General features: G+C 68.8%; 20 protein-coding genes. 11 read left to right on the forward strand and 9 right to left on the reverse strand.

Annotated features, from left to right (window positions below):
* Positions 1-213 precede the first annotated feature (213 nt).
* The gene (locus tag AC1RSK_RS21325) at positions 214-1,506 is read right to left on the reverse strand and encodes a cytochrome P450 (protein ID WP_492909701.1); all 1,293 of its coding nucleotides are present in this window, start codon (positions 1,504-1,506) and stop codon (positions 214-216) included.
* Between the two features lie 147 nt (positions 1,507-1,653).
* Between AC1RSK_RS21325 and AC1RSK_RS21330 the strand changes: the two genes are divergently transcribed.
* Genes AC1RSK_RS21330 through AC1RSK_RS21340 form a run of 3 tightly spaced genes read left to right on the forward strand, consistent with a single transcriptional unit; the run spans position 1,654 to position 4,714 of the window.
* Positions 1,654-3,075, forward strand: a complete 1,422-nt coding sequence (locus tag AC1RSK_RS21330; protein WP_492909702.1) for a carotenoid oxygenase family protein — start codon at positions 1,654-1,656, stop codon at positions 3,073-3,075.
* An 11-nt stretch (positions 3,076-3,086) separates the two neighbouring features.
* Entirely contained in the window at positions 3,087-3,878 is a 792-nt protein-coding gene (locus tag AC1RSK_RS21335; RefSeq protein ID WP_492909703.1) for an enoyl-CoA hydratase/isomerase family protein, read from the forward strand.
* A gap of 47 nt (positions 3,879-3,925) precedes the next feature.
* On the forward strand, positions 3,926-4,714 hold the full coding sequence (locus tag AC1RSK_RS21340; protein ID WP_492909704.1) for an SDR family NAD(P)-dependent oxidoreductase: 789 nt from the start codon (positions 3,926-3,928) through the stop codon (positions 4,712-4,714).
* A 29-nt stretch (positions 4,715-4,743) separates the two neighbouring features.
* Here AC1RSK_RS21340 and AC1RSK_RS21345 read toward each other — a convergent pair whose 3' ends face one another.
* Complete coding sequence (locus tag AC1RSK_RS21345; protein ID WP_492909705.1) at positions 4,744-7,215, reverse strand: helix-turn-helix transcriptional regulator; 2,472 nt, start codon at positions 7,213-7,215, stop codon at positions 4,744-4,746.
* A 124-nt stretch (positions 7,216-7,339) separates the two neighbouring features.
* Between AC1RSK_RS21345 and AC1RSK_RS21350 the strand changes: the two genes are divergently transcribed.
* Positions 7,340-8,491, forward strand: a complete 1,152-nt coding sequence (locus tag AC1RSK_RS21350; RefSeq protein ID WP_492909706.1) for an acyl-CoA dehydrogenase family protein — start codon at positions 7,340-7,342, stop codon at positions 8,489-8,491.
* A 33-nt stretch (positions 8,492-8,524) separates the two neighbouring features.
* On the opposite strand, the gene AC1RSK_RS21355 is transcribed toward AC1RSK_RS21350, so the two are convergent.
* The gene (locus AC1RSK_RS21355; RefSeq protein ID WP_492909707.1) at positions 8,525-9,418 is read right to left on the reverse strand and encodes an NAD(P)H-dependent oxidoreductase; all 894 of its coding nucleotides are present in this window, start codon (positions 9,416-9,418) and stop codon (positions 8,525-8,527) included.
* A 60-nt stretch (positions 9,419-9,478) separates the two neighbouring features.
* Here AC1RSK_RS21355 and AC1RSK_RS21360 point away from each other — a divergent pair, with 60 nt between their 5' ends.
* Positions 9,479-10,414 carry a phytanoyl-CoA dioxygenase family protein gene (locus tag AC1RSK_RS21360; RefSeq protein WP_492909708.1) on the forward strand — a complete coding sequence of 312 codons (936 nt, stop codon included), beginning with the start codon at positions 9,479-9,481 and terminating at the stop codon, positions 10,412-10,414.
* Entirely contained in the window at positions 10,411-11,364 is a 954-nt protein-coding gene (locus tag AC1RSK_RS21365; RefSeq protein WP_492909709.1) for an alpha/beta hydrolase, read from the forward strand. Before AC1RSK_RS21360 ends, AC1RSK_RS21365 begins: the two co-directional genes overlap by 4 nt.
* 10 nt (positions 11,365-11,374) lie before the next feature.
* Here AC1RSK_RS21365 and AC1RSK_RS21370 read toward each other — a convergent pair whose 3' ends face one another.
* The 4 genes from AC1RSK_RS21370 to AC1RSK_RS21385 form a co-directional block, all read right to left on the reverse strand.
* A complete protein-coding gene (locus AC1RSK_RS21370) occupies positions 11,375-13,696 on the reverse strand; it encodes a nitric-oxide reductase large subunit (protein WP_492909710.1) in 2,322 nt (773 codons plus the stop codon).
* Positions 13,697-13,949: 253 nt separating this feature from the next.
* Entirely contained in the window at positions 13,950-14,978 is a 1,029-nt protein-coding gene (locus AC1RSK_RS21375) for a sensor histidine kinase (RefSeq protein WP_492909711.1), read from the reverse strand.
* Positions 14,975-15,664 carry a response regulator transcription factor gene (locus AC1RSK_RS21380; protein WP_492909712.1) on the reverse strand — a complete coding sequence of 230 codons (690 nt, stop codon included), beginning with the start codon at positions 15,662-15,664 and terminating at the stop codon, positions 14,975-14,977. The genes AC1RSK_RS21375 and AC1RSK_RS21380 overlap by 4 nt, the downstream gene beginning before the upstream one ends.
* Before the next feature lie 26 nt (positions 15,665-15,690).
* Positions 15,691-16,497: a MipA/OmpV family protein gene (locus tag AC1RSK_RS21385; protein ID WP_492909713.1), complete on the reverse strand. Its 807-nt coding sequence runs from the start codon at positions 16,495-16,497 to the stop codon at positions 15,691-15,693.
* 157 nt (positions 16,498-16,654) lie between these two features.
* Between AC1RSK_RS21385 and AC1RSK_RS21390 the strand changes: the two genes are divergently transcribed.
* From AC1RSK_RS21390 to AC1RSK_RS21410, 5 genes are all read left to right on the forward strand, one after another.
* Positions 16,655-17,584 carry a CE1 family esterase gene (locus tag AC1RSK_RS21390; protein ID WP_492909714.1) on the forward strand — a complete coding sequence of 310 codons (930 nt, stop codon included), beginning with the start codon at positions 16,655-16,657 and terminating at the stop codon, positions 17,582-17,584.
* 163 nt (positions 17,585-17,747) lie between these two features.
* Positions 17,748-18,386, forward strand: a complete 639-nt coding sequence (gene paoA / locus AC1RSK_RS21395; protein ID WP_492909715.1) for an aldehyde dehydrogenase iron-sulfur subunit PaoA — start codon at positions 17,748-17,750, stop codon at positions 18,384-18,386.
* Positions 18,383-19,333 carry an FAD binding domain-containing protein gene (locus tag AC1RSK_RS21400; protein ID WP_492909716.1) on the forward strand — a complete coding sequence of 317 codons (951 nt, stop codon included), beginning with the start codon at positions 18,383-18,385 and terminating at the stop codon, positions 19,331-19,333. The genes paoA and AC1RSK_RS21400 overlap by 4 nt, the downstream gene beginning before the upstream one ends.
* 3 nt (positions 19,334-19,336) lie before the next feature.
* A complete protein-coding gene (paoC, locus tag AC1RSK_RS21405) occupies positions 19,337-21,532 on the forward strand; it encodes an aldehyde oxidoreductase molybdenum-binding subunit PaoC (protein WP_492909717.1) in 2,196 nt (731 codons plus the stop codon).
* A 346-nt stretch (positions 21,533-21,878) separates the two neighbouring features.
* Positions 21,879-23,369, forward strand: coding sequence for a serine hydrolase domain-containing protein (locus AC1RSK_RS21410; RefSeq protein WP_492909718.1), 1,491 nt, complete (start codon positions 21,879-21,881; stop codon positions 23,367-23,369).
* 112 nt (positions 23,370-23,481) lie between these two features.
* On the opposite strand, the gene ilvD is transcribed toward AC1RSK_RS21410, so the two are convergent.
* Both ilvD and AC1RSK_RS21420 read right to left on the reverse strand, forming a co-directional pair.
* On the reverse strand, positions 23,482-25,320 hold the full coding sequence (gene ilvD / locus AC1RSK_RS21415; protein WP_492909719.1) for a dihydroxy-acid dehydratase: 1,839 nt from the start codon (positions 25,318-25,320) through the stop codon (positions 23,482-23,484).
* Between the two features lie 82 nt (positions 25,321-25,402).
* Positions 25,403-26,344, reverse strand: a complete 942-nt coding sequence (locus tag AC1RSK_RS21420) for an ornithine cyclodeaminase family protein (RefSeq protein WP_492909720.1) — start codon at positions 26,342-26,344, stop codon at positions 25,403-25,405.
* Positions 26,345-26,445 lie beyond the last annotated feature (101 nt).

The raw sequence follows: 26,445 nt of genomic DNA on the forward strand, positions 1-26,445 counted from the left end.
GTCTACGCCGCCGGCGACCTCACCAACCCCACCTTGCCCTCGGTCACCACGGCGTCATGGCAAGGCGCGATGGCGGGCATCTTCGCCCAGCAGTCGATGCTGGTTTGAGAGCATGAATGCCCTTCTCCGGTTGCCGCTGACTATCATGGTCTGAAGGTTGCGGGCCGGGGCTCCTGCCGCGACAGGAAGGGTTCGCCTGGCGCCGGGACGAGTTCAGCGGGTCATGCGGTAGCGGATCGGCACGGACTTGGGCCCGTTCACGAAGTAGGAGTGGATTTGCGTCGCCGGGCCGGAGAGCTCGACGCTCTCAAGCCGCTCGATCAGACGCTCGAACAACAACCGCATCTCCAGCTTGGCGAGATGCTGGCCGAGGCAGACATGGGCGCCGTTGCCGAAGGCGATGTGGCGGGTCTGGCGGTCGAGACGGAACTCATCGGGCGCCTCGAAATGGGCCTCGTCGCGGTTCGCCGAGGCGTAGCACAGCATCAACCAGTCGCCCTGGCGGATCGGCTGGCCGGCGATCTCGGTGTCGGCGGTCGCCGTGCGCATGAAGGTCTTCACCGGCGTCTGAACGCGGATCGCCTCATCGACGAGCGCCGGGATCAGGCCGCGATCAGCCTTGACCGCGTCGAGCAGGGCAGGGCTCTGGGCAAGCGCCAGCATGGCGCCGGCCGTCGATGACGAGGTGGTGTCGTGTCCGGCGGTGGCGATGATGCCGTAGTAGCCCAGCTCCTCCTCGTGGGTCAGGGCCCGGCCATCGATCTTCGCGTTGGCGATGACGCTGGCGATATCCTCCCGCGGATTGGCGCGACGATCCTCGGTGATGTTGCGGAAATAGGTGTCGAGTTCCCCCACCGCCGTCGCGAACGCACGCAGAAGCGCGGTCGCGTCCTGCGGGTCGGCGGCCGCGAACTGGTCCGGGTCGCCCGGCGCGAAGATCTCCTGCGTGAGCCGCAGCATCAGCGGCTCGTCCTGTGGCGGCACGCCGAGGATGTCCATCACCACCCGGAGGGGATAGCGAAGCGCGATCGCCTCGACGAAATCGCATTCGCCCCCCAGCGCCGCCATCCGGTCGACGGTCTCGCTCGCCAGCGCGTCGATACGGGCCTCGATGGCCTTCAGGTTCTTCGGCATGAACCAGGCCTGGGTCAGAAGGCGCAGCTTGAGATGCCGCTCGCCATCCAGCTGGACGAGGGATTCCGCGAGATGCGGACTGCCGCCGGTCATGCCGCGGGTTAGATCGTCCGACGCCTTGTTGACCAGCATGGGATTGCGGTCGCCATTGTGGAACAGCTCGTTCTGGCGGCTGATCGCCTGCACATCGTCATAGCGCGTCACCACCCAGAAGGGGTCGTAGCCGGTCGGTTCGGCCCGCCCGAGCGGCTGGTTCCCGCGAAGCCATCGGTAGGCGTCGTGGATGGCCCCGGAGGCATAGGCGGCCGGACTCACCAGGGTCGCGGCGATGTCGTCGGGCAGGCGCAACGCGGGCGCGGTCAACGTCGGCATGGGCAGTCCTCCGGGCGGAGCGGCGGGCGCTCCTTGTTCCCCTGATCTGGAGGCAGGCGGACACCGACGGCCCCCACCTTTCGGATGGGGCGGCGCGTCTGGCCGCGAGCACTGTGGGACCAGGCGCGACAAGACGCGAGGACCCCGATGGCCGACGGAACGACCCTGCCTGACTCCGCGAACCTCTACCTGACCGGCGCCTATGCGCCCGTCCTCGACGAGGTGACCGCGAGTGACCTGGCGGTGATTGGAGAGATCCCCCGGGATCTGAACGGCATGTTCGTTCAAAACGGCGCCAACCCGCGGTTCTCACCGGGAGCCGGACATTCCTGGTTCGACGGCGACGGCATGGTTCACGGCGTGTCCCTGGACGACGGCAGGGCCACCTTTCGCAGTCGCTGGATCGAGACGGCCGGGCTGTCGGAGGACCTCGCGGCCGGCCACGCCACCTATATCGGCTCGCTGGCCAAGCCGGGGGCCGGAAAGCGGCACAAGAATGTCGCCAACACCGATCTGGTCTACCATTCAGGCCGACTGCTGGCTCTCTGGTGGGAGGGCGGCGAGCCCCATGAGCTCAGCCTGCCGGACCTGCGGACCAAGGGGACCTTCACCTACAACAACACCCTCGCCGGCGGCCTGACCTCGCACGCCAAGCTCGACCCGAAGACCGGCGAGCTGTTCTTCATCTCCTGGAGCCCCAGGCCGCCTTTCCTGCACGTCGGCGTCGCCAGCGACCAGGGACAGATCACGCGCTACACCCCCGTGCCCCTGCCTGGGCCGCGCGTGCAGCACGACATGGCGCTCAGCGACCGCTTCGTCTGCGTCTTCGACTTCCCGCTGATGGTCGACATGAAGCGCCCCGGCCAGGACACGCTGGGTTTCGTCCTCGATGCCGGGACGCCGGCCCGGTTCGGACTGCTTGACCGGCAGAACGAGGCCGCGCCGGTGCGGTGGTTTGAAGCGACGCCCTGCTTCATGTGGCATGTCTCGTCGGCCTGGGACGAGGGCGACACCTTCGTGCTGGTCGGCGCCCGCATCGGGGGGGCCACGCGGGTGGACAGCGCCGGAGGCGTCCATGACGACCTCCCGCTGGTGGACGGCGAGCACCGTTTCGACTCCCATCCCTACATGTGGCGGCTGAACCTGAGGACGGGGGCGGTCACCGAGCGGCAGCTCGACTACGCCTATGTCGAATTCCCGCGCGTCAACGACGCCCACATCTGCTCGGGCGCCCGCTACAGCTACATGGCCGAGATCAAGACCACCGAGCGGACGCTCAAGGCCGGCGGGCTCCTGAAATACGATCTCGCGAGCGGCGATCGCGAACGTCTCCGCTTTCCCGACGGCCATATCGGCTACGAGGTGACCTTCGCGCCGCGTGACGGCGGCTCCGGCGAGGACGACGGCTATCTCGTCGGCTTCGTGACCAACGAGGCCGATCTCACCACTGAGTTCTGGATCACCCCCGCCCAGGCGTTCGCCGACGGGCCGGTCGCCCGGATCAAGCTGCCCCAGAAGGTCCCGCCGAAGTTCCACGGGCGGTGGCTTGCCGCCGACAAGCTGCGCTGAAGGAAACTGACATGACACCCCGCTTTGAGTCGCTCGATCTTACGATCGACGAAGGCCTCGCGCGCCTGACCCTGAAGAACGGCGCCAAGGGCAATCCGCTCGGACCGGTCTTCGGGCGCGAATTGCGTGAGGCCGCCATCATCCTCGACGAGCGCCGTGACCTGCGGGCCGTGCTGCTGACGGCGGAGGGCAAGAACTTCTGCGTCGGTGGCGACCTCACCGTCTTCGCGGCGGAGGCGGACCTGGCCTCGGCGGTGAAGACCATGACCGCCGACTACCATGGCGCGCTAGCCAAGCTGATGCGGATGGACGCGCCGATCGTGACGGCGGTCCAGGGCGCCTGCGCCGGCGCCGGCGTCGCGCTGGCGGCGCTGGGCGACCTCGTCGTCGGCGCGGCCTCGTCGCACTACACCATCGCCTACACGGCGATCGGCTTCTCGCCCGACGGGGGCTCGACCTTCGTGCTGCCGCGGCTGATCGGCATTCGCCGCTTCCAGGAGCTGGCGTTCACCAACCGGCGTGTGGCGGCGGAGGAGGCGGCCCGGATCGGACTCATCACGGAAGTGGCGGATGATGACGCCCTGCTCACGAGGGCCGAGGATCTCGCCCGGCGGCTTGCGGCCGGTCCGACCCGGGCGTTCGGCGCGACCAGACGCCTGTTGATGTCCACTTTCGAGTCGGGCCTCGAAACCCAGCTCGAATGGGAGGCGCGGTTCCTCTCGGACCAATGCCGCGGCCAGGATGTCGGCGAAGGCGTCCGGGCCGCGCTTGAGCGCCGTCAACCCGCCTTCCAGGGCCGCTGAGTCCGGCCGGCGTCCCGGCCACAGGTTTCATAGTCTCAGGATTTCCAATGGCTTTCTCTCCCTTCGACCTTACGGGCAAGGTGGTGCTCGTCACCGGCGGCAATGGCGGCATCGGCCTGGGCATGGCTGAGGGGCTGGCGAGCGCCGGCGCGACGACGATTGTCTGGGGGCGTGACGCCGCCAAGAACCAGGCCGCCGCTGAGGCGCTGGCCCGGCATGGGCAGCCGGTGGAGGCGCGCCAGGTGGATGTCGCCGACGAGGCGGCGATCAACGCCGAGATGGACCGGATCGCCGCGACCCATGGGCGGATCGACGCCGTCTTCGCCAACGCCGGCCGTGGCGCGCCGCCGACGCCCTTTCTCAACCAGGATCGGGCGCAGTGGGATGAGGTCTTCGCCACCAACCTCTGGGGCGTGCGGGCCACGCTGCAGGCGGGCGCCCGGCACATGGTGGCGCGCGCCAAGGCCGGGGAGCCGGGAGGCTCGTTGGTGACGGTGGCCAGCCTCGCCGGCATCAACGCCACGCCCTATCTGGAGGCCTACGGCGTCTCCAAGGGCGCGGTGCTCTCGCTTTCGAAGCACCTCGCGGGCGCCCTGGCGCGCTACGGCATTCGCTCGAACGCCATCGTGCCCGGGTGGGTCGAGACCGACATGACCTCGCGCTCGCAGGAGACCCCGGAGATCGAGAAGGCAGTGACGGCGCGGATTCCCATGCGGCGCTGGGGCAGGCCGGAGGACTTCGCGGCGATCGCCATCTACCTGGCGTCCGACGGCGCCCGCTATCACACCGCCGACACCTTCCTGATCGACGGCGCCTACGCCGTCACCATGGTCTAGGCGCTGTCCGAGAGCGCCACCTGACGCGCCTAGGCGACCAGGCCCTGGCGACGGGCCTCGGCCAGGGCGGCGGTTCGCGAGCGAACGCCCAGCTTGCCGAAGGCGTTGTGCAGATGCCATTTCACCGTGCTCACCTGGACCAGAAGGCGTTCGGCGAGGTCGGCGTTGGACAGGCCCTGGGCGACGAGCGAAAGAACCCGTCGCTCCATGTCGGTCAGTTCGGCCGCCGTCATGGGCTCGCGACCGCGGTCGTCGGCCTGGCTCGATGGCTCCCAGGTCTGGCCGGCGCTCAAGGCCAGACGTTCGAAGATGCCGTGCAGGGCGCCGTTTCGAGCGCCTTCGACGCGCGCCCGGGCGAGCAGATCGTCCAGAAGGGGCGCCAGCAAGACCTGCTCCTCCCAGATGGCCGCGCCCAGGCCGATCGCCGCCAGCTGCTCGATGGCGTGCCATGCCATGCGCGCGGCGCGCTCGGGCTCGTCCAGGCGCGCCAGACCGCCGGCATAGATCAGGCTGGCCTCGCCCCACACACGCAACCGACCCTGCTGCTGCGCGGCGCTGACGATGGGCTGCGCCAGCGAGATGGCCGATCTGGGGTGACCATGCAGGACGCGCCAGCGGGCCAGCGTCAGCCTTGCCGCCTCGTCCAGCCCGCGCGCCAGGCCAAGCGAGAGGCTGTCACCGCCGATCGCCTCCAGCTCGGCGCCAAGATCACCCGCCCGTCCGTCATCCGGATTCTGCAGCAGGAGCTTGCCCCGGAACAGTCGGACAAGGCGGCGCGCGCGCTCACCATGGCGGGAGGCCATGGTCGTCTCGGCCTCCCGCAACAGCTTCAGGCCGCGCGAGAGCCCGCCGTCCCGGGTCGCGATCCGCGCCGCCGTCGTCCAGCCGAGATAGGCCGTCTCCACGACGGTGTGCCGGGCGCCCTGGCGCAGGCTGGCCGCCGCCAGTTGCCGCGCGCGCGGCTCGTCGCCCTTCTCCCAGGCGATCGCCGAGCGGATCAGGTTCATCGTGTGATCGATGACCCCGGAGGCGGTCGCCTCGTTGAGAAGGCTGTCGGCTTCGGACAGCCGTCCAAGGTCCCACCTGTGCGCGGCGTCACAGATCACCAGCCAGGCCTCGAGGAAGCGCGCGTCGGCCCTTGCCGTCTCCGCCCGGGCGCGGGCGAGCGCCCGTTCGGCGCCCGGCGCGTCCAACTGCGCCAGGCAGGACCAGAACAGGGACACTGCCGCGATGGCGCGGAACCGCGGATCGGCTTGCGGATGTTTGTCCAGCCACCGGGGCGCGACGCCCATGACCCGTTCGAAGCGTTCGAGCCCGAAGTCGATGCTGATCGAGATCGCCTCAAGTTTCTCCCGCTGGGGCTCGGGCAGGCCGCCCATGACCGGCTCCAGGCTCTCCAGGAGACGCTCGGCCTCGGCGAAGTCGCCTGAGAAGATCGAGCCCAGCGCCAACTCCGGCGCGAGGCTTCGCAAGGCGCGAAGTTCGCTGGAAAGGCCCGCCGCCATCTGCCGGAACGACAGAACGTCGCCCCGCGCCGTGATCACGTCGTCGGTGTGGCGGGCCAGGATGTCCGCCGCCCGGTGCGGTTCGTCGGCTTCGGCGAACAGCTGGGCTGCGTATAGCCAGTCCTCTTGCGCGGTCGCCCAGTCGGCCGCGCGGACAAGGGCGGCGTTCAGCGCCTTCGGCCCATCGCGGCGGCGTTGGTGACGCACATAGTCGCGCAGCAGCTTGCCCGGCCGTCTCCAGAGGTTGTCCGCCGTTTCGATGAAGGCGCATTGCGCGCCGGCCAGCTCCAGCAGCCGCAGGCCGTCCGACCGCCCCGTCACGGCGTCGGCGAGCGCGGGCGAGAGCCGGTCGAGCATGCCCACCTCCAGGATGAACGATCGCACGTCCGGTTCGAGGCGCGGCAGGATGAGGTCGTCGAAATATCCGCGCAGCTCCGGCATGGCGCCGCTGAAGGCCGCGCGGATCTGGGACAGGGTGTGGCCTTGTTCCGCCTGCGCCTTGACGATGTTCCAGGCCCCGATCCAGCCGCCGAACCCATCGTAGAGGGCGCGGAGGTCGCGCTCGGTCTTGTCGTCACCAGGGTCGGCGCCCAGGAATTCAGCGAGCTCATCCTGCCGCAGCGCCAGCTCCGGCAGTCTGAACACGCGCACCTGGTTGCGCAGGCGAAGCCGCGGAAACGCGGTGTCCAGGGGGCGTTCGGTCGCCAGAACGATCCGGCCGCCTTCGGCGATGCGTTGCTCGACCTCGCGGGCGGATGGCGCGTCCCGCGGCGCGTCGATGTCGAGGACCAGGGTCGCCTTGGCGTCGGCCGCGCCCAAGCCTTCGACGACAAGGTCGCCGCGCGCGCGGAGATCTCCGGCGATCTGCGCGAGCAGCACCGTCTTTCCCGACACCGGCGGCGCCGTCAGCAGGACAAGGGGATAGGCGTCGAGCGACTCCAGCAGCCGCCGACGCAGCTTCCGTCGTTCGATGAGGCGGTGGCGGGGCTGCGGCAAGCTGAAGAACTCCGATCAGGCCCACCTTAACACGCGCGTGACGCCCCACCTCCGCCCCCATCCAAAGGTTGGGGCGCGAAGCGAGCCGCCGCGTTGGTCTGGCGCCAAACCTTGGAGCCGTGCCGTGATCGATCTCGACGAGGATTTCCTGTCCGCTGAACACCGGCAGATGCGCGACCAGTTGCGAAAATTCATCGCCAGGGAGGTCGCGCCCGAAGCGCCGGCCTGGGAGGAGGCGGGCGCGATCCCGGCCGCCCTGTTCCAACGCATGGGCGCGCTGGGCTATCTGGGCCTGTCGCTGCCTGTGGAATACGGCGGGTCCGAAATGGACGCCCTGGGTTCGGTGGTCTTCGGCGAGGAGCTGGGCCGCTCCGGATTCGGGGGCTTCATGGCGGCGGTGAGCGACCATGCCGACATCGCCGCCCCGATCATCATGCGCAACGGCTCGTCCGAGCAGCAGGCGGCCTACCTGCCGGACATCGTCGCGGGACGACGCATCGCCGGTCTCGCCGTGACCGAGCCGGGCGGCGGCTCGGACCTGACACGGATGCAGACCTCGGCGCGGCGCGATGGCGATGACTGGGTGCTCAACGGCCAGAAGACGTTCATCACCAACGCCCTCTGCGGCGAGATCTTCGTCACGGTCGCCAGGACCGATCCCGACGCCAAGGGGGCGGCGGGGTTCTCACTCTTCATCATCGAGAAGGGTGGCAAGGGGTTCTCAACCGGCAAGGCCTTCAAGAAGACCGGCTGGCTGAGCTCGGACATGAGCGAGCTGTTCTTCGAGGACTTCCGGGTCCCCGCCCGCAATCTTCTCGGGGAGGAGGGCAAGGGCTTCTACCTGATGATGCGGGGCATCGAGAATGAGCGCCTCAGCATCGGCTCGCAGTGCGTCGGCATGATCGAGCGCGGGCTGGAGATCACGCTCCAGCACCTGAAGCAGCGGGAAGCCTATCGGGGCACGCTCTGGGATCTGCAGTCGATCCGGCACGACATGGCGCGGATCGCCAGTGAACTGAGCGCCGCCAAGCTGCTGCTGTACCACGCCGCCGCCCGCAAGACCCGGGGGCAGTCGGCCCGCCTGGAAGCGACCATGGTCAAGGCCACCCTGCCGGAACTGCTGAAGCGCTCGGTGGACGTCTTCGTCCAGGCGCATGGGGCCCAGGGCTACATGCGGGGCTCGGAGATCGAGCGGCTTTGGCGCGACACACGCCCCCATTCCCTGGGCGGCGGGGCATCCGCGGTCATGCTCGACGAGGTCGCGAAGCTCCTTTGATGAGCCGAGGCGATGGAGTTCCTTGGGGATAGGTCACTCCGGCCGCCGCAACCTGTCGAGCACGCCATTCGGCGCGCGTCCGAAAAAGTGGCCGACCGTCCGCGGCTCGACATCCGGCTTCATTTTCCAGCGACGGTCGAACTCATCGCGGCGATGGAAGAGCAGGGGCGGCTCCTCGTGGAGTCCGGCCAGGCGACGGCCATAGTCGGCGAGGAGCGCGGTCCGGGCCGAGGCGTCCGCGTAGGGCACGGCGTTGGCGACGAACGGCGACAGGACGTCGAAGCCGCAGAAGGCGAGCACGCCGTTCTGGATCGGCCACAGATTGACCTCGAGCAGCCCGTTGATGCCGTCGGCCTCCAGCATTTCAGGATAGGCGGCCATGGTCGTGGCGAGCATGGCGCGCTTGCCGACCAGGCCGCCCCGCTCGTACCAGGCGCCGCCGCCGAACGCGAAGCCGGGGACGAACACCCGGTCGATCCAACCTTTCAGGATCGCCGGGACGGAGAACCAATACAGCGGGAACTGCAGGATCATCAGGTCGCACCAGGCGATCTTGGCGATCTCCGCGACGATGTCGTCCGCCAGAGTCCCGGACGCGTAGGCGCGCTTCTGTTCGGCGAAGTAGTCGAGCCGCCCGGAGGTATCGAAATCCTTGAAGTCCGTGGCGCGAACGACGGGATCGAAATTCATCGCATGGAGATTCGAGATGCGCAGTTCGTGGCCGCCGGATGAAAAGACCTGTTCGGCCACCTCCAGCATGCCGCCATTAAACGAATGGGGTTCGGGATGGGCGCAGACGACGAGCACCTTCGACACTTGGATTCCCCAAGACGATACGGAAGAGGACGGACTACGGCGGGATGGGCGCTCGGGGCCCCATCCTAAGTATGGGAGGATCGGGCCGGGCCTTGGTGGCGGCCTGAACATCTTGCGGGCGTTTGAATAATCGAGTGGAAGTGAGCTTGGCCGACAGGATGGAGTGAGGCGATGAGCGGGGGCGACCAGGCGCGGTTCACGGCGGAGGACGTTGAGGTTTGGGAGCGCGAGGGCGTCACCCTGCTCAAGGGCCTGTTCACGCCGGAAGAGTGCGCGGCGGTGCGCGCGGATTTCGACATCGTCTTTGGCCGCGAGGGGGCCGACACGCCGCTCGTCAAGAAGCGCGAGGGCGAGGTCGGGAAGTTCAACCCGGCGCAGTTCAAGACGCTGGAGATCGCGCCCTTCGACTGTTCGCCGGCCCTCAACCTGATCGGCGTGCACCCGGCCCTGGTCGCCTTCGCCAAGGCGGCGCTGAAGACCGATGCCGTCCACCTCTACCAGTGCCAGGCCTGGGCCAAGTTCACCGGCGACGCCGACTATGACCAGCCGTTCCACTGCGATTTCTCGAACCACACCCTGACCGTTCCGTCGGAAGACACGCGGAAGAACTCGGTGACCATCTTCTGCTACTTCACCGACGTCACCGACGCCCATGGCGCGACCCACTATGTGACCCGCACCGACAGCGACAAGGTCGCCGGGCCGGTAGAGTCCCTGAACCAGGACCCGGAAGCGCAGGCGAAACTGCAGGCGGGGCTGATGAAGTACTCGCGGTCGAGCGCCTCGCCGGCGGGGACGGCGATCGCCTACACCACCGACGTCTACCATCGCGGCACCAACCTGACGGCGCCCGGCGGCCACCGCTATGCGGTGATGGCCTGTTTCAAGAAGGCCGGCGACGAGAGCATCGGCTTCACCGCCTGGCAGTTCCATCACACCCGGCCGTGGTCGCGCATCTTTGACCACGCAACCCCGGAGCAGCTGGCCTGCTTCGGCGTACAGATGCCGGGCGACCCCTTCTGGACCGAGACGACGATCGCCCGGACCCAGGCCCGCTACCCCGGCTGGAACGCCGCGCCCTATCGCGCCGCGCTTCCCAAGGGATGAGCCGCGAGGTCGAGGTCGGGCCTGACTACCGGCGGGCGCCGGTGTTCGACGTCCTGCCAGGCGCGCCGGCCGGCCTGGTCCGCGCCTTCACGATGAGTTCGCGCGGCAGCCAGATCTATCCGGGGATCCGGCGGGTCGACAACGCCGTCACCCGCCGCCGGGACGCCCATGGCAACCGCCTGGCCGCGGAGGCCCACGAGCAGTCGGAAGCGGCGCCCTACGTCCGCACCGTCTGGGTCTATGTCCCCCGGCAGCTGCCGCCGGGCGCGCCGGCCCGGTTCATGGTGGTGCAGGACGGGCATGCCTTTCTGAACAGCCTGCCGCCGGTGCTCGACGCCCTGATCGCCCAGGGCCGCGTCCCGCCCCTGGTGGCCATCCTGATCGACAGCGGCGGCGGCGACGCGCAGGGGTCGCAGCGGGGGCTGGAATACGACACCGTGTCGGGCCTCTACGGCGACTTCATCGAGACGGAGGTGCTGCCCCGGGTTTCCCTGGAGACGGGTGTCACCCTGACCGAGGATCCGGAGGGCAGAGCGACCATGGGGGTGAGCTCGGGCGCGGCCTGCGCCTTCACCATGGCCTGGTTCCACCCGGACCGCTGGCGGCGGGTGCTGTCCTACTCCGGCACCTATGTGAACCAGCAGTCGCCGCCCGACCCCGCCACACCGCGCGGCGCCTGGGAGTACCACGCCACGCTCATCCCCGAGGCGCCGCGCAAGCCGCTGCGGATCTGGCTGGAGGTGGGGGAGAAGGACCTGCACGCCGACGATCCGGAAGAGACCTGGCACAACTGGCCGCTGGCCAACCGGCGCATGGCGGCGGCCCTGGCGGCCAAGGGCTACGACTACCGCTTCACCCTGTCCCGCGAGGGCCGGCACTTCGATCCGCGCGTCCTGGAACACACCCTGCCAGGCGCCATCGAATGGCTCTGGCGGGACGACGCGGTCTGACGGCGAGCCGTCAGACCTCGCGGACGACGACCGGCTCCAGGTCCACCGCCGGCTTGTCGGCGGTCTCGCCCGTCCGATGACGGGTGAAGAGGGCGCGGATCATGAAGAGGACGAAGGCCCCGACCCCGACCGAGAAGACCAGGTCGCCCGGCACCCGCATCCAGACCAGGGTCTCCATCAGCGGGCTGTGGATGACCTCGGCGCTGCGCGCATGGGCGTAGTCCTGGGTGAAGCTGGCATAGGTCTGGATCAGGCCCTGCGGGAACAGCGACAGGAAGACCATCATGGCCAGGCCGATGTTGAGGCACCAGAACGAGGTCTTGAGCAGGCCGTTGCTCCAGCGGGCCGGATCGGACAGGCCGCGCATGCAGAACAGGGTCAGGCCGATGCCGAGCATGCCGTAGACGCCGAACAGGGCGGCATGGGCATGGGTGGCGGTCGTGTTCAGCCCCTGCATGTAATAGAGGGCCAGCGGCGGGTTGATGAAGAAGCCGAACAGGCCGGCGCCGATGAGATTCCACACCAGCACGCTGGCGAAGAAGGCGAACGGCCAGCGATAGGTCTCCTGCCAGCCGTGGCGGTGCTCGAACTTGAGGCGGTTGTAGGCCTCGAAGCCGACGACCATCAGCGGCACGACCTCCAGGGCCGAGAACACCGAGCCGAGGGCGATCACCGCTGTCGGGGTGCCGCTGAAGTAGATGTGGTGGAACATGCCGAGCACGCCGCCGCCGAGGAAGATAATGGTCGCCAGCAGCACCGAGGTGGCGGCCACCGACATCCGCACCAGCCCCATCTTGACGAACAGGGCCGAGACGATGGCCGTGGCGAACACCTCGAAGATGCCCTCGACCCAGAGGTGGACCACCCACCAGCGCCAGTACTCCATGATCGAGATGTGGGTGTGCTCGCCGTAGAAGAGGCCGGTGCCGAACAGCAAGCCGATCGAGACGGTGGCGATGGCGACCAGGAAGACCAGCGAGCGGCCGGCCTTTTCCCGCAGCGCCGGCCAGACGCCGCGCAGCACCAGCACGACCCACAGCAACAGGCCGATGAACAGGTAGACCTGCCAGAAGCGGCCGAGGTCCAGGTACTCGTAGCCCTGGTGGCCGAACCAGAAGTTCAGGGTTCCGGCCGGCAGGTGGCGGTTGATGGCCGCCCACTCGCCGGCGAAGGAGCCGACGACGATGAGCAGCAGGCTGACGAACAGGAAGTTGACGCCGAAGCGCTGGAACTTCGGTTCCTTGCCGCCGAGCAGGGGGGCGACATAGAGGCCGGTCGCCAGCCAGGCGGTGGCGATCCACAACACTGAAAGCTGGGTATGCCAGGTGCGGGTGACCGCGTAGGGGAAGTATTCGGCCATCGGCAGGCCGTAGAGGCCCTGGCCCTCGACCGCATAGTGGGCGGTGATGATGCCGAGCAGCACCTGGGCAGCGAACATCGCCGTGACCACGAAGAAGTATTTGGCCGTGGCGCGCATCGACGGGGTGATGGTGGCGGTGGCGAACAGGTCGGTGGTCGCGAAGCCCTCGACCGGCTCGGTGTCGCGCCGCCAGACGTCGAACTCGCGGGCGTAGTACCAGACCAGGCCGCCGATGCCGGCCAGCAGCACGAAGATGGAGATGAAGGTCCAGAGAAAGATCGCCCCGGTCGGGGTGTTGCCGACCAGCGGCTCGTGCGGCCAATTGCTGGTGTAGGTGATCGTCTTGCCGGGCCGCTCGGCCGCGGCCGCCCAGGAGGTCCAGAAGAAGAAGGCCCCCAACTCATGGGCTTCGGTGGCGGTCAGCACGGCGTTCTGCGGCATGGCGTAGAGTTCGCGCAGATGCTGGTCGGCCGGGGTGCGGTTGGTGAACAGGCTTTCGAAGTGGGTGGCGGTGGCCGCGATGGCGGTCGCCCGCTGGTCGCTGACGGAGATCACGCCGCTGCCGGCATCGTAGCCGCCGGCCCGCATCTGGCGCTTGAGCAGGGCGCCGATCCGGGCCCGGTCCGGCTCATCCAGGGCCTCGAAGCCGCCGCCCGCCAGCAGGCCGCGCAGGGCCAGCGCCTCGCGATGCAGCCAGTCGGCGCTCCAGTCGGGGGCCACATAGCCGCCGTGGCCCCAGATCGAGCCCTGCTGCATGCCGCCGGTCGATTGCCAGACGGCCTGGCCGCGGCGGATCTCCGCGCCCGTGTAGAGCATCTGGCCGGAGGCCGACCGCACGGCGGCCGGCATGGGCGGCTTGGTGTGATAGATTTCGCTGCCGAACCACAGCAGGGCCCCGAACATGATGGCCATGCTGGCGCCGAAGATGATCCACAGACGGCGGATGGAGAATTCTGAAGCGTAGTCGGACATGGCTGTCCCTCGCCCGAAAACCGTGTCGGGTGGCGCGCCAGTCGGGGTGAATCGCCGCCGGTCTCTTCGCGAGCCGGCCCAGACATCGTCCGGCCTGGCCGGACACCGGAAGCATTAGCGCCTCCGCCTCGCGCCCCTTCTAGACTCGCCGGCGGGCTGGTGACAGTCGTATTTCCATTTTCGCAACGGCTGCGGGAATCGTCGAGGTGTCCAGCGTCGTCGCATGCCGTTCCGGCCGTCTACGAGTGCGAACTCACCTGATGACCCCCCCGGGCGGAATCGACAGCTTGAAGCGGGCGCCGTTCTGGCCGGCCTCCAGCCAGGCGCGTCCGCCATGCTGGTCGGCGATGCGCGCCACGATCGATAGCCCCAGGCCGGCCCCGTTGCTGGTCGGGTCGGCCCGCGAAAAGGGCTGGAAAGCGCGCGCCGCGAACTCAGCGGACAGGCCCGGACCATCGTCGACGACTGAAACCACGCCGTCGGCGTCGATGGCGACCGTGGTCGTTGATCCGCGCGGGGTGTGATTGAGAGCGTTGTCGAGCAGGTTCCGAACCGCGACGCGCACGAGAACCGGATCGCCGTGGCGCAGTAGGGTCTTGGGCTCGCAGTCCAGCCCGATCTGCCGGCCGCCGCGGATGAATTCCGGCGCGTAATCGGTGGTCGCGGCAGTGACCACCGCCACAAGGTCAAAGGGACTGGTTCGTCGCAAGGTCGCGTGCTCGCCCTCCGACAGGACGAGCAACTGGTTGATAATGCGCGAAAGCCGGTCGAACTCGGCGGTCGCCTCGCCGCGACTCTCGGCTGGCAGCAGGCTTTCGACATGCGCCCTGAGCGCCGCCAGGGGCGTTCTGAGCTCGTGGGCGGCGTTGGCGGAGAAGGCGCGCTGGGCTTTCCAGGCCGACTCCAGGCGGTCGAGCGCGGTGTTGAAAGCCACGACCAGCGGCGCGATCTCGGTGGGCGCTTCAGCAACCGGCAGCCGTTCGTCCAGATTAGCCGGTCCGATCCGGCTGGCGTGCCCGGAGAGCTTGCGGACTGGCGCGAGTGTCCGCTGCAAAACGATCCAGATCGTAAGCATCACAAGGACGAGAAACACCCCGACCGCAACGCCGCTGCCCCGTGTGGTGTGGATGAAATAGGAGAGGGTGAACCGCTCCGCCAAGGGAATCAGCGGGTCCGATCCGTCCGGGAGCAGGAACTGCATCAGCAGGTAGATGGACAGGGCGACGCCGGCGATGGAGACGAACAGGACCGAGAACAGGGAGCGCCCGAAGCGGAACGTCATGCGTTGTCGCCTCGATCAACCGTGGCGATGTAGCCCATGCCGCGCAGCGCCTGGATCGATACGCCACCGCCGACGCTCGCCAGTCTGCGCCGGACGCGGTGCATGAGAATGTGCAGCGAGTTCTCGCTGTAGTGTCCCTCGATGGAATGGAGCGCCTCGCCGAGCTGTTCCTTGGTGATCACCCGCTCGGGGCGCCGGAAGAAGCGCTCGATAACAATGCTCTCGGCCCGCGAAAGCTGGATCGGGCCACTGTCGGCCGCCAGGGTGCGCGCATCGGCGTCATACCGCATCGGCCCGACGGTCAGCACCGGTTCGAGCAGCTGCTCGGGCCGCCGGCCGAGCGCCTTCAGCCGCGCGATCAGTTCATCGACCGCAAAGGGCTTGACCAGATAATCGTCGGCGCCCCGATCCAATCCGTGCACCCGGTCGTCGATCTCCCCCATGGCGGTCAGCACCAGCACGGGCGTGGCAAGGCCGGCGCGACGCGCGCGCGCCAGCAGGTCGAGGCCGTGATCCTCGCCCAGCATGAGGTCGAGGATCACGGCGTCGTAGGAGGGCGTTGAGCTCCAGGCATGCCACCCATCCTCGAGGCCATGGAAGACATCGACGATGAACCGGGCGGCGGTCAGGGACCGAGCCGTGCTTCTCGCCAGGAGGATGTTGTCTTCGACGAAGAGGATGCGCATGCGCCGGGAGTCCAATCGTCTCTGGATCAGAACTTGTAGAACAGGGCGAGACCGCCGGTATATTGGTCCGGCGAACCCTCCAGGGTGATGATCGGGCCGTCGGCGGCGGTGTCCAGCAGGCGATCATAGCCACCGAACATCGCGACGCCCCAACGCTCGGTCATGCGGTAGGTGAGGTTCACGTTCAGGCCGGCTTTTTCGAGGCCGGCCTTGGGCCTGTAGCCGGGCAGGCCGCTGGCGATGGCGCTTGGCGCATCCACGCCGTAGTAGGTTCCCAGGTATTTCTCGTCGGCCCAGGTCAGTTCGGCGCCGACGCCGAGGCTGAGTTTTGAGGTGATCGGCGCTCGGTATCCGGCGTTCAGCCCCACGGAATAGCCCTCGTGGACGCCGCTGAGATCCGCCCGCGCTATTACGCCGGCTTTGAACTCGCCCGGACCGACGGGCCATTGCATCTCGAAGAAGGCGCCGCCCTCGACTGCGGCGTCGATCGCCGGCAACAGGCGGACGACAGGATTGCTGATGTCGTCATCACGGCCCTGCTGGTAGGAAATGACGGGGCCGAACGCGATCCGGTCATTTCCCAGCACGTCGAGCTTCAGGTCAGCGCCCGCCAGGGTCACCGCCATGCCCGCGATCGGATAGCGGAGGTTGAGATAGGGAAACGGCTGGACCTCGTCGTCGTCGGAACCCTTGTACTCGGGCCGGTAGGCGCCGCCGCCGCCGATGATGATGTGTCCGTCGTCCCGATCCGCACCCTGGGCCAGGGCGGGATGGGCCAGGGATGCGGTCGCCAAGGCGAGGACGGCGGTCAATCGAATACAGGGGAAGGTCATGGGAGCTCCGTTTGGGGGAGCGCAGACCGTGACGGTCCAATCTTCCGCGAACCTTTCGTGTTGCCGATATTCGCCCCGCCGCGAGGACGTGATGGCGGCGCTCCACGGATGACGATAGACCGCGAGAGAGCGGCAACGGCGACGAGGGCAGGGGACGATGGGCGGTATTTTCGGTCTGTGGCGTGTGGCCGGAGGGACTGCGGCCCTGCTGGTTCTGCTGGCCTGGAGCAATGTCGCCCAGGCCGCCGGCTGCGGGATCGCCGCCCCCGGCCAGACCCAGCGCGTCGTCATCGGCGACACCGGCCGGTCGATGGCGATCCATCTGCCGGCCGGGTTCGATCCCGCCCGGCCGGCGCCGCTCCTCTTCCTGTTCCATGGCAGCACGGGGACCGGCGAGAAGATGCTCAAGGCCTCGCGCCTCTCCCAGACGGCGGACCGCAACGGCTTCATCGTCGCGGCCCCGGATGGCGGCATCCCGGTCCAGGGCGGCTTCGTCTGGAACATCCCCGGCGTTCCGACCGTCACCGGCGCCGTGCCCGGTCCCGGCGACGCGGACGATGTCGCCTATGTCGCGGCGGCGATCGACTGGCTGGTCGGCCAGGCCTGTGTCGACCGGGCCCAGGTCTATGCGACGGGCCTGTCGGGCGGCGGGCGGATGAGTTCCTGGCTGGGCTGCGTCGCCGCCGATCGCTTCGCGGCCATCGCGCCGGTCGTCGGGCTGCGGGCAGGAAACCCGACGCCGGGCGCCCCCCAGCGGCCCGATCCGTCCACCTGCAAGCCAAGCCGTCCCATGCCGGTCATCGCCTTCGCCGGCGACAAGGATGTCGTCAACCCGATCCAGGGCGGCGGCACGGGTTATTGGCAGTACACGATGCATGCCGCCGAACAGCGCTGGGCGGCGCTGAACGGCTGCACGGCCGCGCCGACCTCGGTCTGGGTGGCGACCGGTGTCTATGAGGAGCGCTACTCGGGATGCCGCGGCGACGCCGATGTGGTCGGCCGGGTCACGGTGGGCGGGATCCATACCTGGCTCGCCGACAACGAGGCCATGTGGGCGTTTCTCTCGCGGTATCGCCGGCTGGATTGAGGACCCGGTTCCGGCGCGGGCTCCGCCGCTCATTCATGAATAAGGCTAATAGGCCTATGCCGGATTGAACGGCTAATCCGCGTGCGGCGTCTCCCTTACCCTGAACGGAACGAGGTTCCTGAACCACCGTTTGATGCTCAGGGCCGAGGAGAGGACACTCCACATGCAGCCATTTCCGGAGTTGGACGTGTCGAGACGCGACCTGATCATCGCCGGAGCGGTCACCGCCGCAGGCGCCGCGGCGGCCGGCGGCGCCACCGCCCAGACAGCGGAGGCGCCCGAAGCGCCGGCCACGGCGACGGTCTCCCTGGTGGTCAACGACAAGCCCCGCGAGCTCACCGTCGACACCCGCACCACCCTGCTGGACGCCTTGCGCGAACAGCTGAGGCTGACCGGAACCAAGAAGGGCTGCGATCACGGCCAGTGCGGGGCCTGCACGGTGATTGTCGAGGGGCGGCGGATCAACAGCTGCCTGACCCTGGCGGTGATGCACGACGGCGACAAGGTCACCACCATCGAGGGGCTGGGAACGCCGGGCGACCTGCATCCGATGCAGGCGGCCTTCGTCAGGCATGACGGCTACCAGTGCGGTTACTGCACGCCCGGCCAGATCTGCTCGGCGGTGGCGGTGCTGGACGAGATCAAGGCCGGCGTGCCCAGCCACGTCAGCGCCGACCTCAATGGCAGGCCCAAGGTCACCCCGGACGAGCTGCGCGAGCGGATGAGCGGCAACATCTGCCGCTGCGGGGCCTACTCCAACATCATCGAGGCCATCGAGGATGTGGCGGGGAGCCGGTCATGAGGCGCTTCACCTACGAACGGGCCCGCACCCCGGCCGAAGCGGCCGCCCTGGTCGCGGCCAAGCCGGGCGCCAAGTTCATCGCCGGCGGCACCAACCTGCTGGACCTGATGAAGCTGGAGATCGAGACGCCGACCCACCTGATTGACGTGGGTCGACTGGACCTGGACCGGATCGAGAAGACGCCGGAGGGCGGGCTTCGCATCGGAGCCCTGGTGCGTAACACCGACCTCGCCGCCGACAAGCGGGTGCGCAAGGACTATGGGGTGTTGTCGCGGGCTCTGCTGGCCGGGGCCTCGGGCCAGCTGCGCAACAAGGCGACGACGGCCGGCAACCTGCTGCAGCGGACGCGGTGCCCCTATTTCTACGACACCGCCCAACCCTGCAACAAACGCAGCCCCGGCAGCGGCTGTTCGGCCCTCGGCGGCTTCAACCGACCGCTGGCGGTGATCGGGGGCAGCGACCAGTGCATCGCCACCCACCCCAGCGACATGGCCGTGGCCATGCGGCTGCTGGACGCCACGGTGGAGACGGTGCGGCCGAACGGCGAAACCCGCAGCCTGCCGATCGCCGACTTCCACCGGCTGCCGGCCGCGACGCCGGCGGTCGAGACCCTGCTGGCGCCGGGCGAGCTGATCACGGCGGTGACCCTGCCAAAACCGCTTGGCGGCAAGCACATCTATCGCAAGGTGCGGGATCGGGCCTCCTACGCCTTCGCCCTGGTGTCGGTGGCCGCCGTCGTCCAGCGGGACGGCAGCGGCCGGGCGGCGTTCGGCGGCATGGCGCCCAGGCCCTGGCGGGTCGAGGCGGCGGAGAGCGCCATGCCGAGCGGCGCCAAGGCCGTGACCGACCAGGTGTTCGCCGGCGCCAGGCCGACCGAGCAGAACGCCTTCAAGCTGACCCTGGCGACACGCACCCTGAACGCGGTGCTGGCCGAGGCGAAGGGCTAGATCATGAAATTCGACACCCCCGCCACCACCAACCCGATCGACCAGCTGAAGCACATCGGCAAGGCCACCGACCGCATCGACGGACCGCAGAAGACCACCGGCACGGCGCCCTACGCCTATGAGCGCCACGACCGGGCCCCGAACGCCGCCTACGGCTATGTGGTCGGCGCGACCATCGCCAAGGGCCGGATCAGCAGCCTCGACGCCGCCGGCGCGAAGGCCGCGCCCGGCGTGCTGGCGGTGATCACCCACCAGAACGCCGGCAAGCTGGGCAAGGGCCAGTTCAACACCGCCAGGCTGCTCGGCGGTCCGGAGATCGAGCACTATCACCAGGCCATCGCCGTGGTGGTGGCCGAGACCTTCGAACAGGCGCGTTCGGCGGCGCAGTTGCTGCGCGTGCAGTACGTCCCGGTGGAGGGCGCGTTCGACCTCGCCAAGGCCAAGGGCTCGGCGACCAAGCCCAAGGACGGCGAGCCCGACAGCCGGACCGGCGACTTCGACGGGGCCTTCGCCAAGGCTGAGGTCAAGCTCGACGAGACCTACACCACCCCCGACCACAGCCACGCCATGATGGAGCCGCACGCCACCACGGCGGCCTGGGAGGGCGACAGCCTGACCCTCTGGACCGCCAACCAGATGATCGCCTGGAGCGTCGCCGATATGGCCACGACGCTGGGAATCCCGAAGGAGAAGGTGCGGCTGGTCTCGCCCTTCATCGGCGGCGGTTTTGGCGGCAAGCTGTGGATCCGCGCCGACGCGCTGCTGGCGGCGCTCGGGGCCAAGGCCATCGGGCGGCCGGTCAAGGTGGCCCTGACCCGGCCGCTGATGATCAACAACACCGTCCACCGGCCGGCCACCATCCAGCGCATCCGCATCGGCGCGACCAAGGACGGCAGGATCACCGCCATCGGCCACGAGACCTGGTCCGGCGACCTGCCGGGCGGCGGGCCGGAAGGGGCGGCCGAACAGACCAAGCTGCTCTACGCCGGCGAGAACCGCATGACCGCCACCCGGCTGGCCGTGCTGGACCTGCCGGAAGGCAACGCCATGCGGGCCCCCGGCGAGGCGCCGGGCCTGATGGCGCTGGAGATCGCCATCGACGAGTTGGCCGAGAAGTTGAACCTCGACCCCATCGAACTGCGCATCCGCAACGACACCCAGGTCGATCCCCGCAAGCCCGAGCGGAAATTCTCCCAGCGGCAGCTGGTCGAATGCCTGCGCCAGGGGGCGGACCGTTTCGGCTGGGCCCGGCGTGGCCTTCCGGGACGCAACCGCGAGGGCCGCTGGCTTGTCGGGCAGGGGGTGGCGGCGGCGTTCCGCAACAACCTGACCATGACGTCGGCGGCTCGCATCCGGCTGGACGGCAAGGGCATGGTCATCGTCGAGACCGACATGACCGATATCGGCACCGGCACCTACACGGTCATCGCCCAGACGGCGGCCGAGACCATGGGCGTGCCGATGAAACAGGTGGTCGTGCGGCTGGGCGATTCCAGCTTCCCGGTCTCGGCCGGCTCCGGCGGCCAATGGGGCGCCAACAGCTCGACGGCCGGGGTCTATGCGGCCTGCATGACGCTGCGCGAGACGGTCGCCGGCAAGCTGGGCCTCGATCCGGCCGCCGCCGTGTTCGCCGATGGCCGGGTGGCCGTGGGCAATCGAAGCTTCGCCCTGGCGGAAGCGGCCCGCGACGGCGAGATCGTTGTCGAGGACGCCATCGAGTTCGGCGACCTGGGCAAGACCTGGCAGCAGTCGACCTTCGGGGCCCACTTCGTCGAGGTCGCGGTCGACGCCGACACCGCCGAGGTCCGCGTCCGCCGCATGCTGGCGGTCTGCGCCGCCGGCCGCATCCTCAACCCCAAGGCGGCCCGCAGCCAGGTGATCGGAGCCATGACCATGGGGGCCGGGGCGGCGCTGATGGAAGAGCTGGTCGTCGACAAGCGCCGGGGCTTCTTCGTCAACCACGACCTGGCCAGCTACGAGGTGCCGGTCCACGCCGACATGCCGCACCAGGAGGTGATTTTCCTGGACGAGACCGATCCAACCTCCTCGCCGATGAAGGCCAAGGGGGTGGGTGAGCTGGGCATCTGCGGCGTCGGGGCGGCGGTGGCCAACGCCGTCTACAACGCCACCGGCGTGCGGGTCCGCGACTATCCGATCACCCTGGACAAGCTGCTGGAGGGGATGCCGGCGATGACCTAGGCGGGCTTCGGTCCGTCTGGCTTGTCGAAGCTCCTGATTGTAGCAGATTCATGGACAAAATCACCTGTTAAAACAATAGCATAATGTCCAACCGATGGGCTGCTTTCGACCCCCTTCGGGCTGATTTTCCACCGGGGTGGAACCCGCTTTTCGACCACCCGCGGACCACCCGCTTGCAACCGGCGGGCCCGCGGCGACCGCACAGGCCCAGGGCAAGGCGGGATTTCGGCCTCGAATATGTCTGGACATATTCATTCAGCGCGACCGAGGCTTCCCGGCCGGCCGCGATCCCGCGATAGTCGGGTCATCGAGATGGCGGCGACGGGGCAGGGGAATGGTCAGACAGATGGCAGCGGGCCTTGTGGCCCTGGTGCTTGTGGCCGTCCCGTCCGCGTCGCGAGCCGCCGAGCCGGACGCGGCCCTGCTGCAGGAAGTCGACGGCATCTTCGAACAGTGGCGGCTGGACAGCCATGTGCCTGGGCTCGTCTACGGCATCGTCAAGGACGGCAGGCTGATCGTCGTGCGGGGGCACGGGGTCCAGGACGTGGTCGCCAAGCGGCCCGTCGATGCCGACAGCCGGTTCCGCATCGCCTCGATGAGCAAGGCCTTCACCGCGATGGCCATCCTCAAGCTGCGGGACGAGGGCAAGCTGTCGCTAGACGCGCCGGCCGAGCTCTATGTGCCGGAGATGCGCGGCTGGGCCCGTCCGACCCGCGACACCCGCAAGATCCGGGTCCGCGACCTGCTGAACCACGTCGCCGGTTTCGTCACCGACGACCCCTGGGGCGACCGCCAGCAGCCGCTCAGTGAGGCCGAGTTCACGAAGATGCTCAAGGCCGGCGTGCCCTTCTCGCGGTCCGGCGGCCTGGCCATGGAGTATTCCAATTTCGGGTACGCGACGCTCGGGCGGATCGTCACCAATGTCTCGGGCAAGCCCTATCAGGTCTACATCCGCGAGAACCTGCAGGGGCCGCTCGGCATGGCCTCGACCGGCTACGACATCGCCAAATCGCCCATCGAGCGCCGCGCCATCGGCTATCGCTGGCAGGACGACGCTTGGCTGCGCGAGCCGGACATGGCCGACGGGGTGTTCGGGGCCATGGGCGGGGTGGATACCACCGCCAACGACTACGCCCGCTGGGTGAGCTTCCTGCTGTCGGCCTGGCCGCCGCGCGACGAGCCGGACATCGGGGTGGTGGCGCGGCCGACCGTGCGCGAGATCGTCGAAGGTTCGAACTTCCCGCAGGGGACGATGCGGGCCAGCGCCATCGGCGGCGCCCCCTGCCGGGCGGCCATCACCTACGGCATGGGCTGGCGGGTCAGCGACGACTGCGACCTCGGCCGCACGCTCAGCCACGGCGGCGGCTATCCGGGCTACGGCTCGCATGTGCTGCTGTTGCCCAACAAGGGCATCGGCATCTTCGTCTTCACCAACCGGACCTACTCAGGCCCGTCGGTCCCCGCCTGGAAGGCGGCCCTGGCCCTGCTGGCGGCGGGCGAGGCGCCGGACCGGGCGGTGGCGGTCAGCCCCGGCGTGACGAAGGGTTACGCGGTCGCCCGGCGCATCTGGGACCAGGGCGGGGTTGAGGGCTCGCTGGACAGTCTGGCGATGAACTTCCTGCTGGACCGTGACGCGCCGCATTGGACGAAGGAGCTCAGCCGGGTGAGGGCCGAGGTCGGGCCCTGCGCGCCGAGCGATGTCGTCACCGCCGGCACGGCCATGCAGGGCGCCTTCGCCTGGACCTGCGAGCACGGCCGCATCAACGGCAGTTTCCTGCTGGCCCCGACGCCGGACGTGCGGCTGCAGAGCCTGTCGTTCGAGGTGGCGAAGCCGTGAACTCGATTCCTTCTCCCGCTTGAAAGAAACGGGGACACATTGAATTGCCGGGCACCGCTGGAGCAAGTCTTGGGGCCGGCGCTTGCGGCAATTCAATGTGTCCCCTCTGGCGTTACGGGACGACCCGCACTGCGCCCTTCGCGGCGCTGGTGGTGAAGGCGGCGTAGGCGCGCAGGGCCGTGGAGACCTTGCGTTGGCGGGGGCCAGGCTTCCAGCCGTCTTCGCCCTTGGCGTCCATGGCGGCGCGGCGCTCGGCGATCACCGCCTCGTCGACCCGCAGGCTGATGCCGCGATTGGGGATGTCGATGTCGATGATGTCGCCGTCCTCGACCAGGCCGATCAGTCCGCCCTCGGCCGCTTCCGGCGAGACGTGGCCGATGGAGAGGCCGCTGGTGCCGCCCGAGAAGCGGCCGTCGGTGATCAGGGCGCAGGCTTTGCCCAGGCCCTTCGATTTCAGGTAGCTGGTCGGGTACAGCATCTCCTGCATGCCGGGGCCGCCCTTGGGGCCCTCGTAGCGGATGACGACGATGTCGCCGGCCTTGATCTTGCCGGTCAGGATGGCGCTGACCGAGGCGTCCTGGCTCTCGAACACCCGGGCCGGGCCGGAGAAGGTGAGGATGCTCTCGTCGACCCCGGCGGTCTTCACGATGCAGCCGTCGATGGCCAGGTTGCCGCTGAGCACGGCCAGGCCGCCGTCCTTGCTGAAGGCGTGTTCGGCGCTGCGGATGACGCCGGCCTCGCGGTCGAGGTCGAGCTCCTCCCAGCGGCGGCTCTGGCTGAAGGCGGTCTGGGTCGGCACGCCGCCGGGGGCGGCCTTGAAGAAGGTGCGGACGCTGTCGCTCTCGGTGCGGGAGATGTCCCAGCGCTCCAGGGCGTCGCCCATGGTCTTGCTGTGGACGGTCGGCAGGTGGGTGTGCAGCAGGCCGGCCTGCTCCAGCTGGCCGAGGATGGCCATGACGCCGCCGGCCCGGTGGACGTCCTCCATGTGGACGTCGGACTTGGCGGGGGCGACCTTGGAGAGGCAGGGGACCTTCCTGGAGAGGCGGTCGATGTCGGCCATGGTGAAGTCGACGCCGCCTTCGTAGGCGGCGGCCAGCAGGTGCAGCACGGTGTTGGTCGAGCCGCCCATGGCGATGTCGAGGCTCATGGCGTTCTCGAAGGCCGCGAAGCTGGCGACGTTGCGGGGCAGGACGCTCTCGTCGTCCTGCTCGTAGAAGCGGCGGGTGATGTCGACGATCAGATGGCCGGCTTCCAGGAACAGGCGTTCGCGGTCCGAATGGGTGGCCAGGACCGAGCCGTTGCCAGGCAGGGAGAGGCCGAGCGCCTCGGTCAGGCAGTTCATCGAGTTGGCGGTGAACATCCCCGAGCAGCTGCCGCAGGTCGGGCAGGCGGAGCGTTCGATGGTGGCGACATCGGCGTCGCTGACGCTGTCGTCGGCGGCGGCGACCATGGCGTCGACCAGGTCGAGGGCGACTTCCTTGCCCTTGAGGATGACCTTGCCGGCCTCCATCGGGCCGCCGGAGACGAACACCGTCGGGATGTTGACCCGCAGCGAGGCCATCAGCATGCCGGGGGTGATCTTGTCGCAGTTGGAGATGCAGACCATGGCGTCGGCGCAGTGGGCGTTGACCATGTATTCGGTGGCGTCGGCGATCAGCTCGCGCGAGGGCAGGCTGTAGAGCATGCCGTCATGGCCCATGGCGATGCCGTCATCGACGGCGATGGTGTTGAACTCCTTGGCGACGCCGCCGGCCCGTTCGATCTCGCGGGCGACCAGCTGGCCGAGGTCCTTCAGGTGCACGTGGCCCGGCACGAACTGGGTGAAGCTGTTGACCACGGCGATGATCGGCTTGCCGAAATCGCCGTCCTTCATGCCGGTGGCGCGCCAGAGCCCGCGGGCGCCGGCCATATTGCGGCCATGCGTGGAGGTGCGCGAGCGATAGGCGGGCATGATTTTTCTCTAGTGACGCATCGAAGCCGGGGAGGCGGGGAGAAAATGCCCGTGTTGGCCGGAAAAGTCCACGATTCCGGCGTCAGCTCTCGCGAAAGAGCGCCCAGACGCTGGCCAGGTCCTGGACGATGTGGCCGAGCGACTTGTAGGCGGTGATCTCGTCGTCCGAGCGACGGCCTTCGAGGCGGCCGGCCAGCACCTCGCCGATCTCGCCAACGAGGTGATCGTCGCCGACCAGGCCGGCGGCCCTGGCGTTTCGGAATTCAGCGCCCTGGGCCAGCACGCCCTCGCGGCTGTCGGCGATGAAGCGGCTGCGGACCACCACGGTATTGTCGACCTCGACCGGGCCGGCGTAGCTGGAGCCGACGAGGTTGAGGTGCATGCCGGGGCGCAGCCAGTCGCCCATCAGGATCGGCTCGGCGGCGCCCGAGACGGTGCAGACGATGTCGGCCTCGGCGATGGCCTGCGGCACATCGGCGGCGGGGGTGATGTCGAGATCCAGTTCGGCTGACATCCGCCTGGCGAAAGCCTCGGCGCGCTCCGCCGAGCGGCCCCAGACCCGGACGCTGATCAGGGCGCGCACCCTGGAGAGGGCGCGGATGTGGGTCTCGGCCTGTTCGCCGTAGCCGAGGATGGCCAGGCGCGAGGCGTCGGTGCGGGCCAGGGCGTCGGTGGCCACGGCGCTGGCGGCGGCGGTGCGGATGGCGGTGACCTCGCCCGCCTCGGCGATGCAGACCGGGGCGCCGCTGCCTGGATCGAACAGCACGATCACCCCCTGGTGCGACGGCAGGCTTTTGGCGAAGTTCTCCGGGAAGATGCTGATCAGCTTGGCCCCGAACGCCCCATCGGCGGCCAGGGCGCCGGGCATGATCCCGAACAATTGGTCACCCTGTAGCGGAAGGATCGAGCGCAGCAGCTGGCGGGTCTCGCCGGTCGAGAAGGCGATCATCGCCTCCCGGACGATCGGGATGCAGAGCTCATAGGTCAGCCGCGCGCGGATCTCCTCGCCGTCGATGAAGCGCATGTGGACTCCCTGATTGCGCCCTGACCCTATCGACGGGCGGCGCGGGCGCCTATCTGCGAGGTCGCTCCCGCGCGGGCCGGCGCCGGGGCAGGTCTTCACCC

This window comes from Caulobacter sp. GW821-FHT11A05, from assembly GCF_058809015.1.

Bases quoted from the DNA above. Each gene is read 5' to 3' on its own strand.
- AC1RSK_RS21325 (WP_492909701.1), bottom strand. From the start codon at position 1,506: ATGCCGACGTTGACCGCGCCCGCGTTGCGCCTGCCCGACGACATCGCC.
- AC1RSK_RS21330 (WP_492909702.1), top strand. From the start codon at position 1,654: ATGGCCGACGGAACGACCCTGCCTGACTCCGCGAACCTCTACCTGACC.
- AC1RSK_RS21335 (WP_492909703.1), top strand. From the start codon at position 3,087: ATGACACCCCGCTTTGAGTCGCTCGATCTTACGATCGACGAAGGCCTC.
- AC1RSK_RS21340 (WP_492909704.1), top strand. From the start codon at position 3,926: ATGGCTTTCTCTCCCTTCGACCTTACGGGCAAGGTGGTGCTCGTCACC.
- AC1RSK_RS21355 (WP_492909707.1), bottom strand. From the start codon at position 9,418: ATGTTCAGGCCGCCACCAAGGCCCGGCCCGATCCTCCCATACTTAGGA.
- AC1RSK_RS21360 (WP_492909708.1), top strand. From the start codon at position 9,479: ATGAGCGGGGGCGACCAGGCGCGGTTCACGGCGGAGGACGTTGAGGTT.
- AC1RSK_RS21365 (WP_492909709.1), top strand. From the start codon at position 10,411: ATGAGCCGCGAGGTCGAGGTCGGGCCTGACTACCGGCGGGCGCCGGTG.
- AC1RSK_RS21370 (WP_492909710.1), bottom strand. From the start codon at position 13,696: ATGTCCGACTACGCTTCAGAATTCTCCATCCGCCGTCTGTGGATCATC.
- AC1RSK_RS21375 (WP_492909711.1), bottom strand. From the start codon at position 14,978: ATGACGTTCCGCTTCGGGCGCTCCCTGTTCTCGGTCCTGTTCGTCTCC.
- AC1RSK_RS21380 (WP_492909712.1), bottom strand. From the start codon at position 15,664: ATGCGCATCCTCTTCGTCGAAGACAACATCCTCCTGGCGAGAAGCACG.
- AC1RSK_RS21385 (WP_492909713.1), bottom strand. From the start codon at position 16,497: ATGACCTTCCCCTGTATTCGATTGACCGCCGTCCTCGCCTTGGCGACC.
- AC1RSK_RS21390 (WP_492909714.1), top strand. From the start codon at position 16,655: ATGGGCGGTATTTTCGGTCTGTGGCGTGTGGCCGGAGGGACTGCGGCC.
- paoA (WP_492909715.1), top strand. From the start codon at position 17,748: ATGCAGCCATTTCCGGAGTTGGACGTGTCGAGACGCGACCTGATCATC.
- AC1RSK_RS21400 (WP_492909716.1), top strand. From the start codon at position 18,383: ATGAGGCGCTTCACCTACGAACGGGCCCGCACCCCGGCCGAAGCGGCC.
- paoC (WP_492909717.1), top strand. From the start codon at position 19,337: ATGAAATTCGACACCCCCGCCACCACCAACCCGATCGACCAGCTGAAG.
- AC1RSK_RS21410 (WP_492909718.1), top strand. From the start codon at position 21,879: ATGGCAGCGGGCCTTGTGGCCCTGGTGCTTGTGGCCGTCCCGTCCGCG.
- ilvD (WP_492909719.1), bottom strand. From the start codon at position 25,320: ATGCCCGCCTATCGCTCGCGCACCTCCACGCATGGCCGCAATATGGCC.
- AC1RSK_RS21420 (WP_492909720.1), bottom strand. From the start codon at position 26,344: ATGCGCTTCATCGACGGCGAGGAGATCCGCGCGCGGCTGACCTATGAG.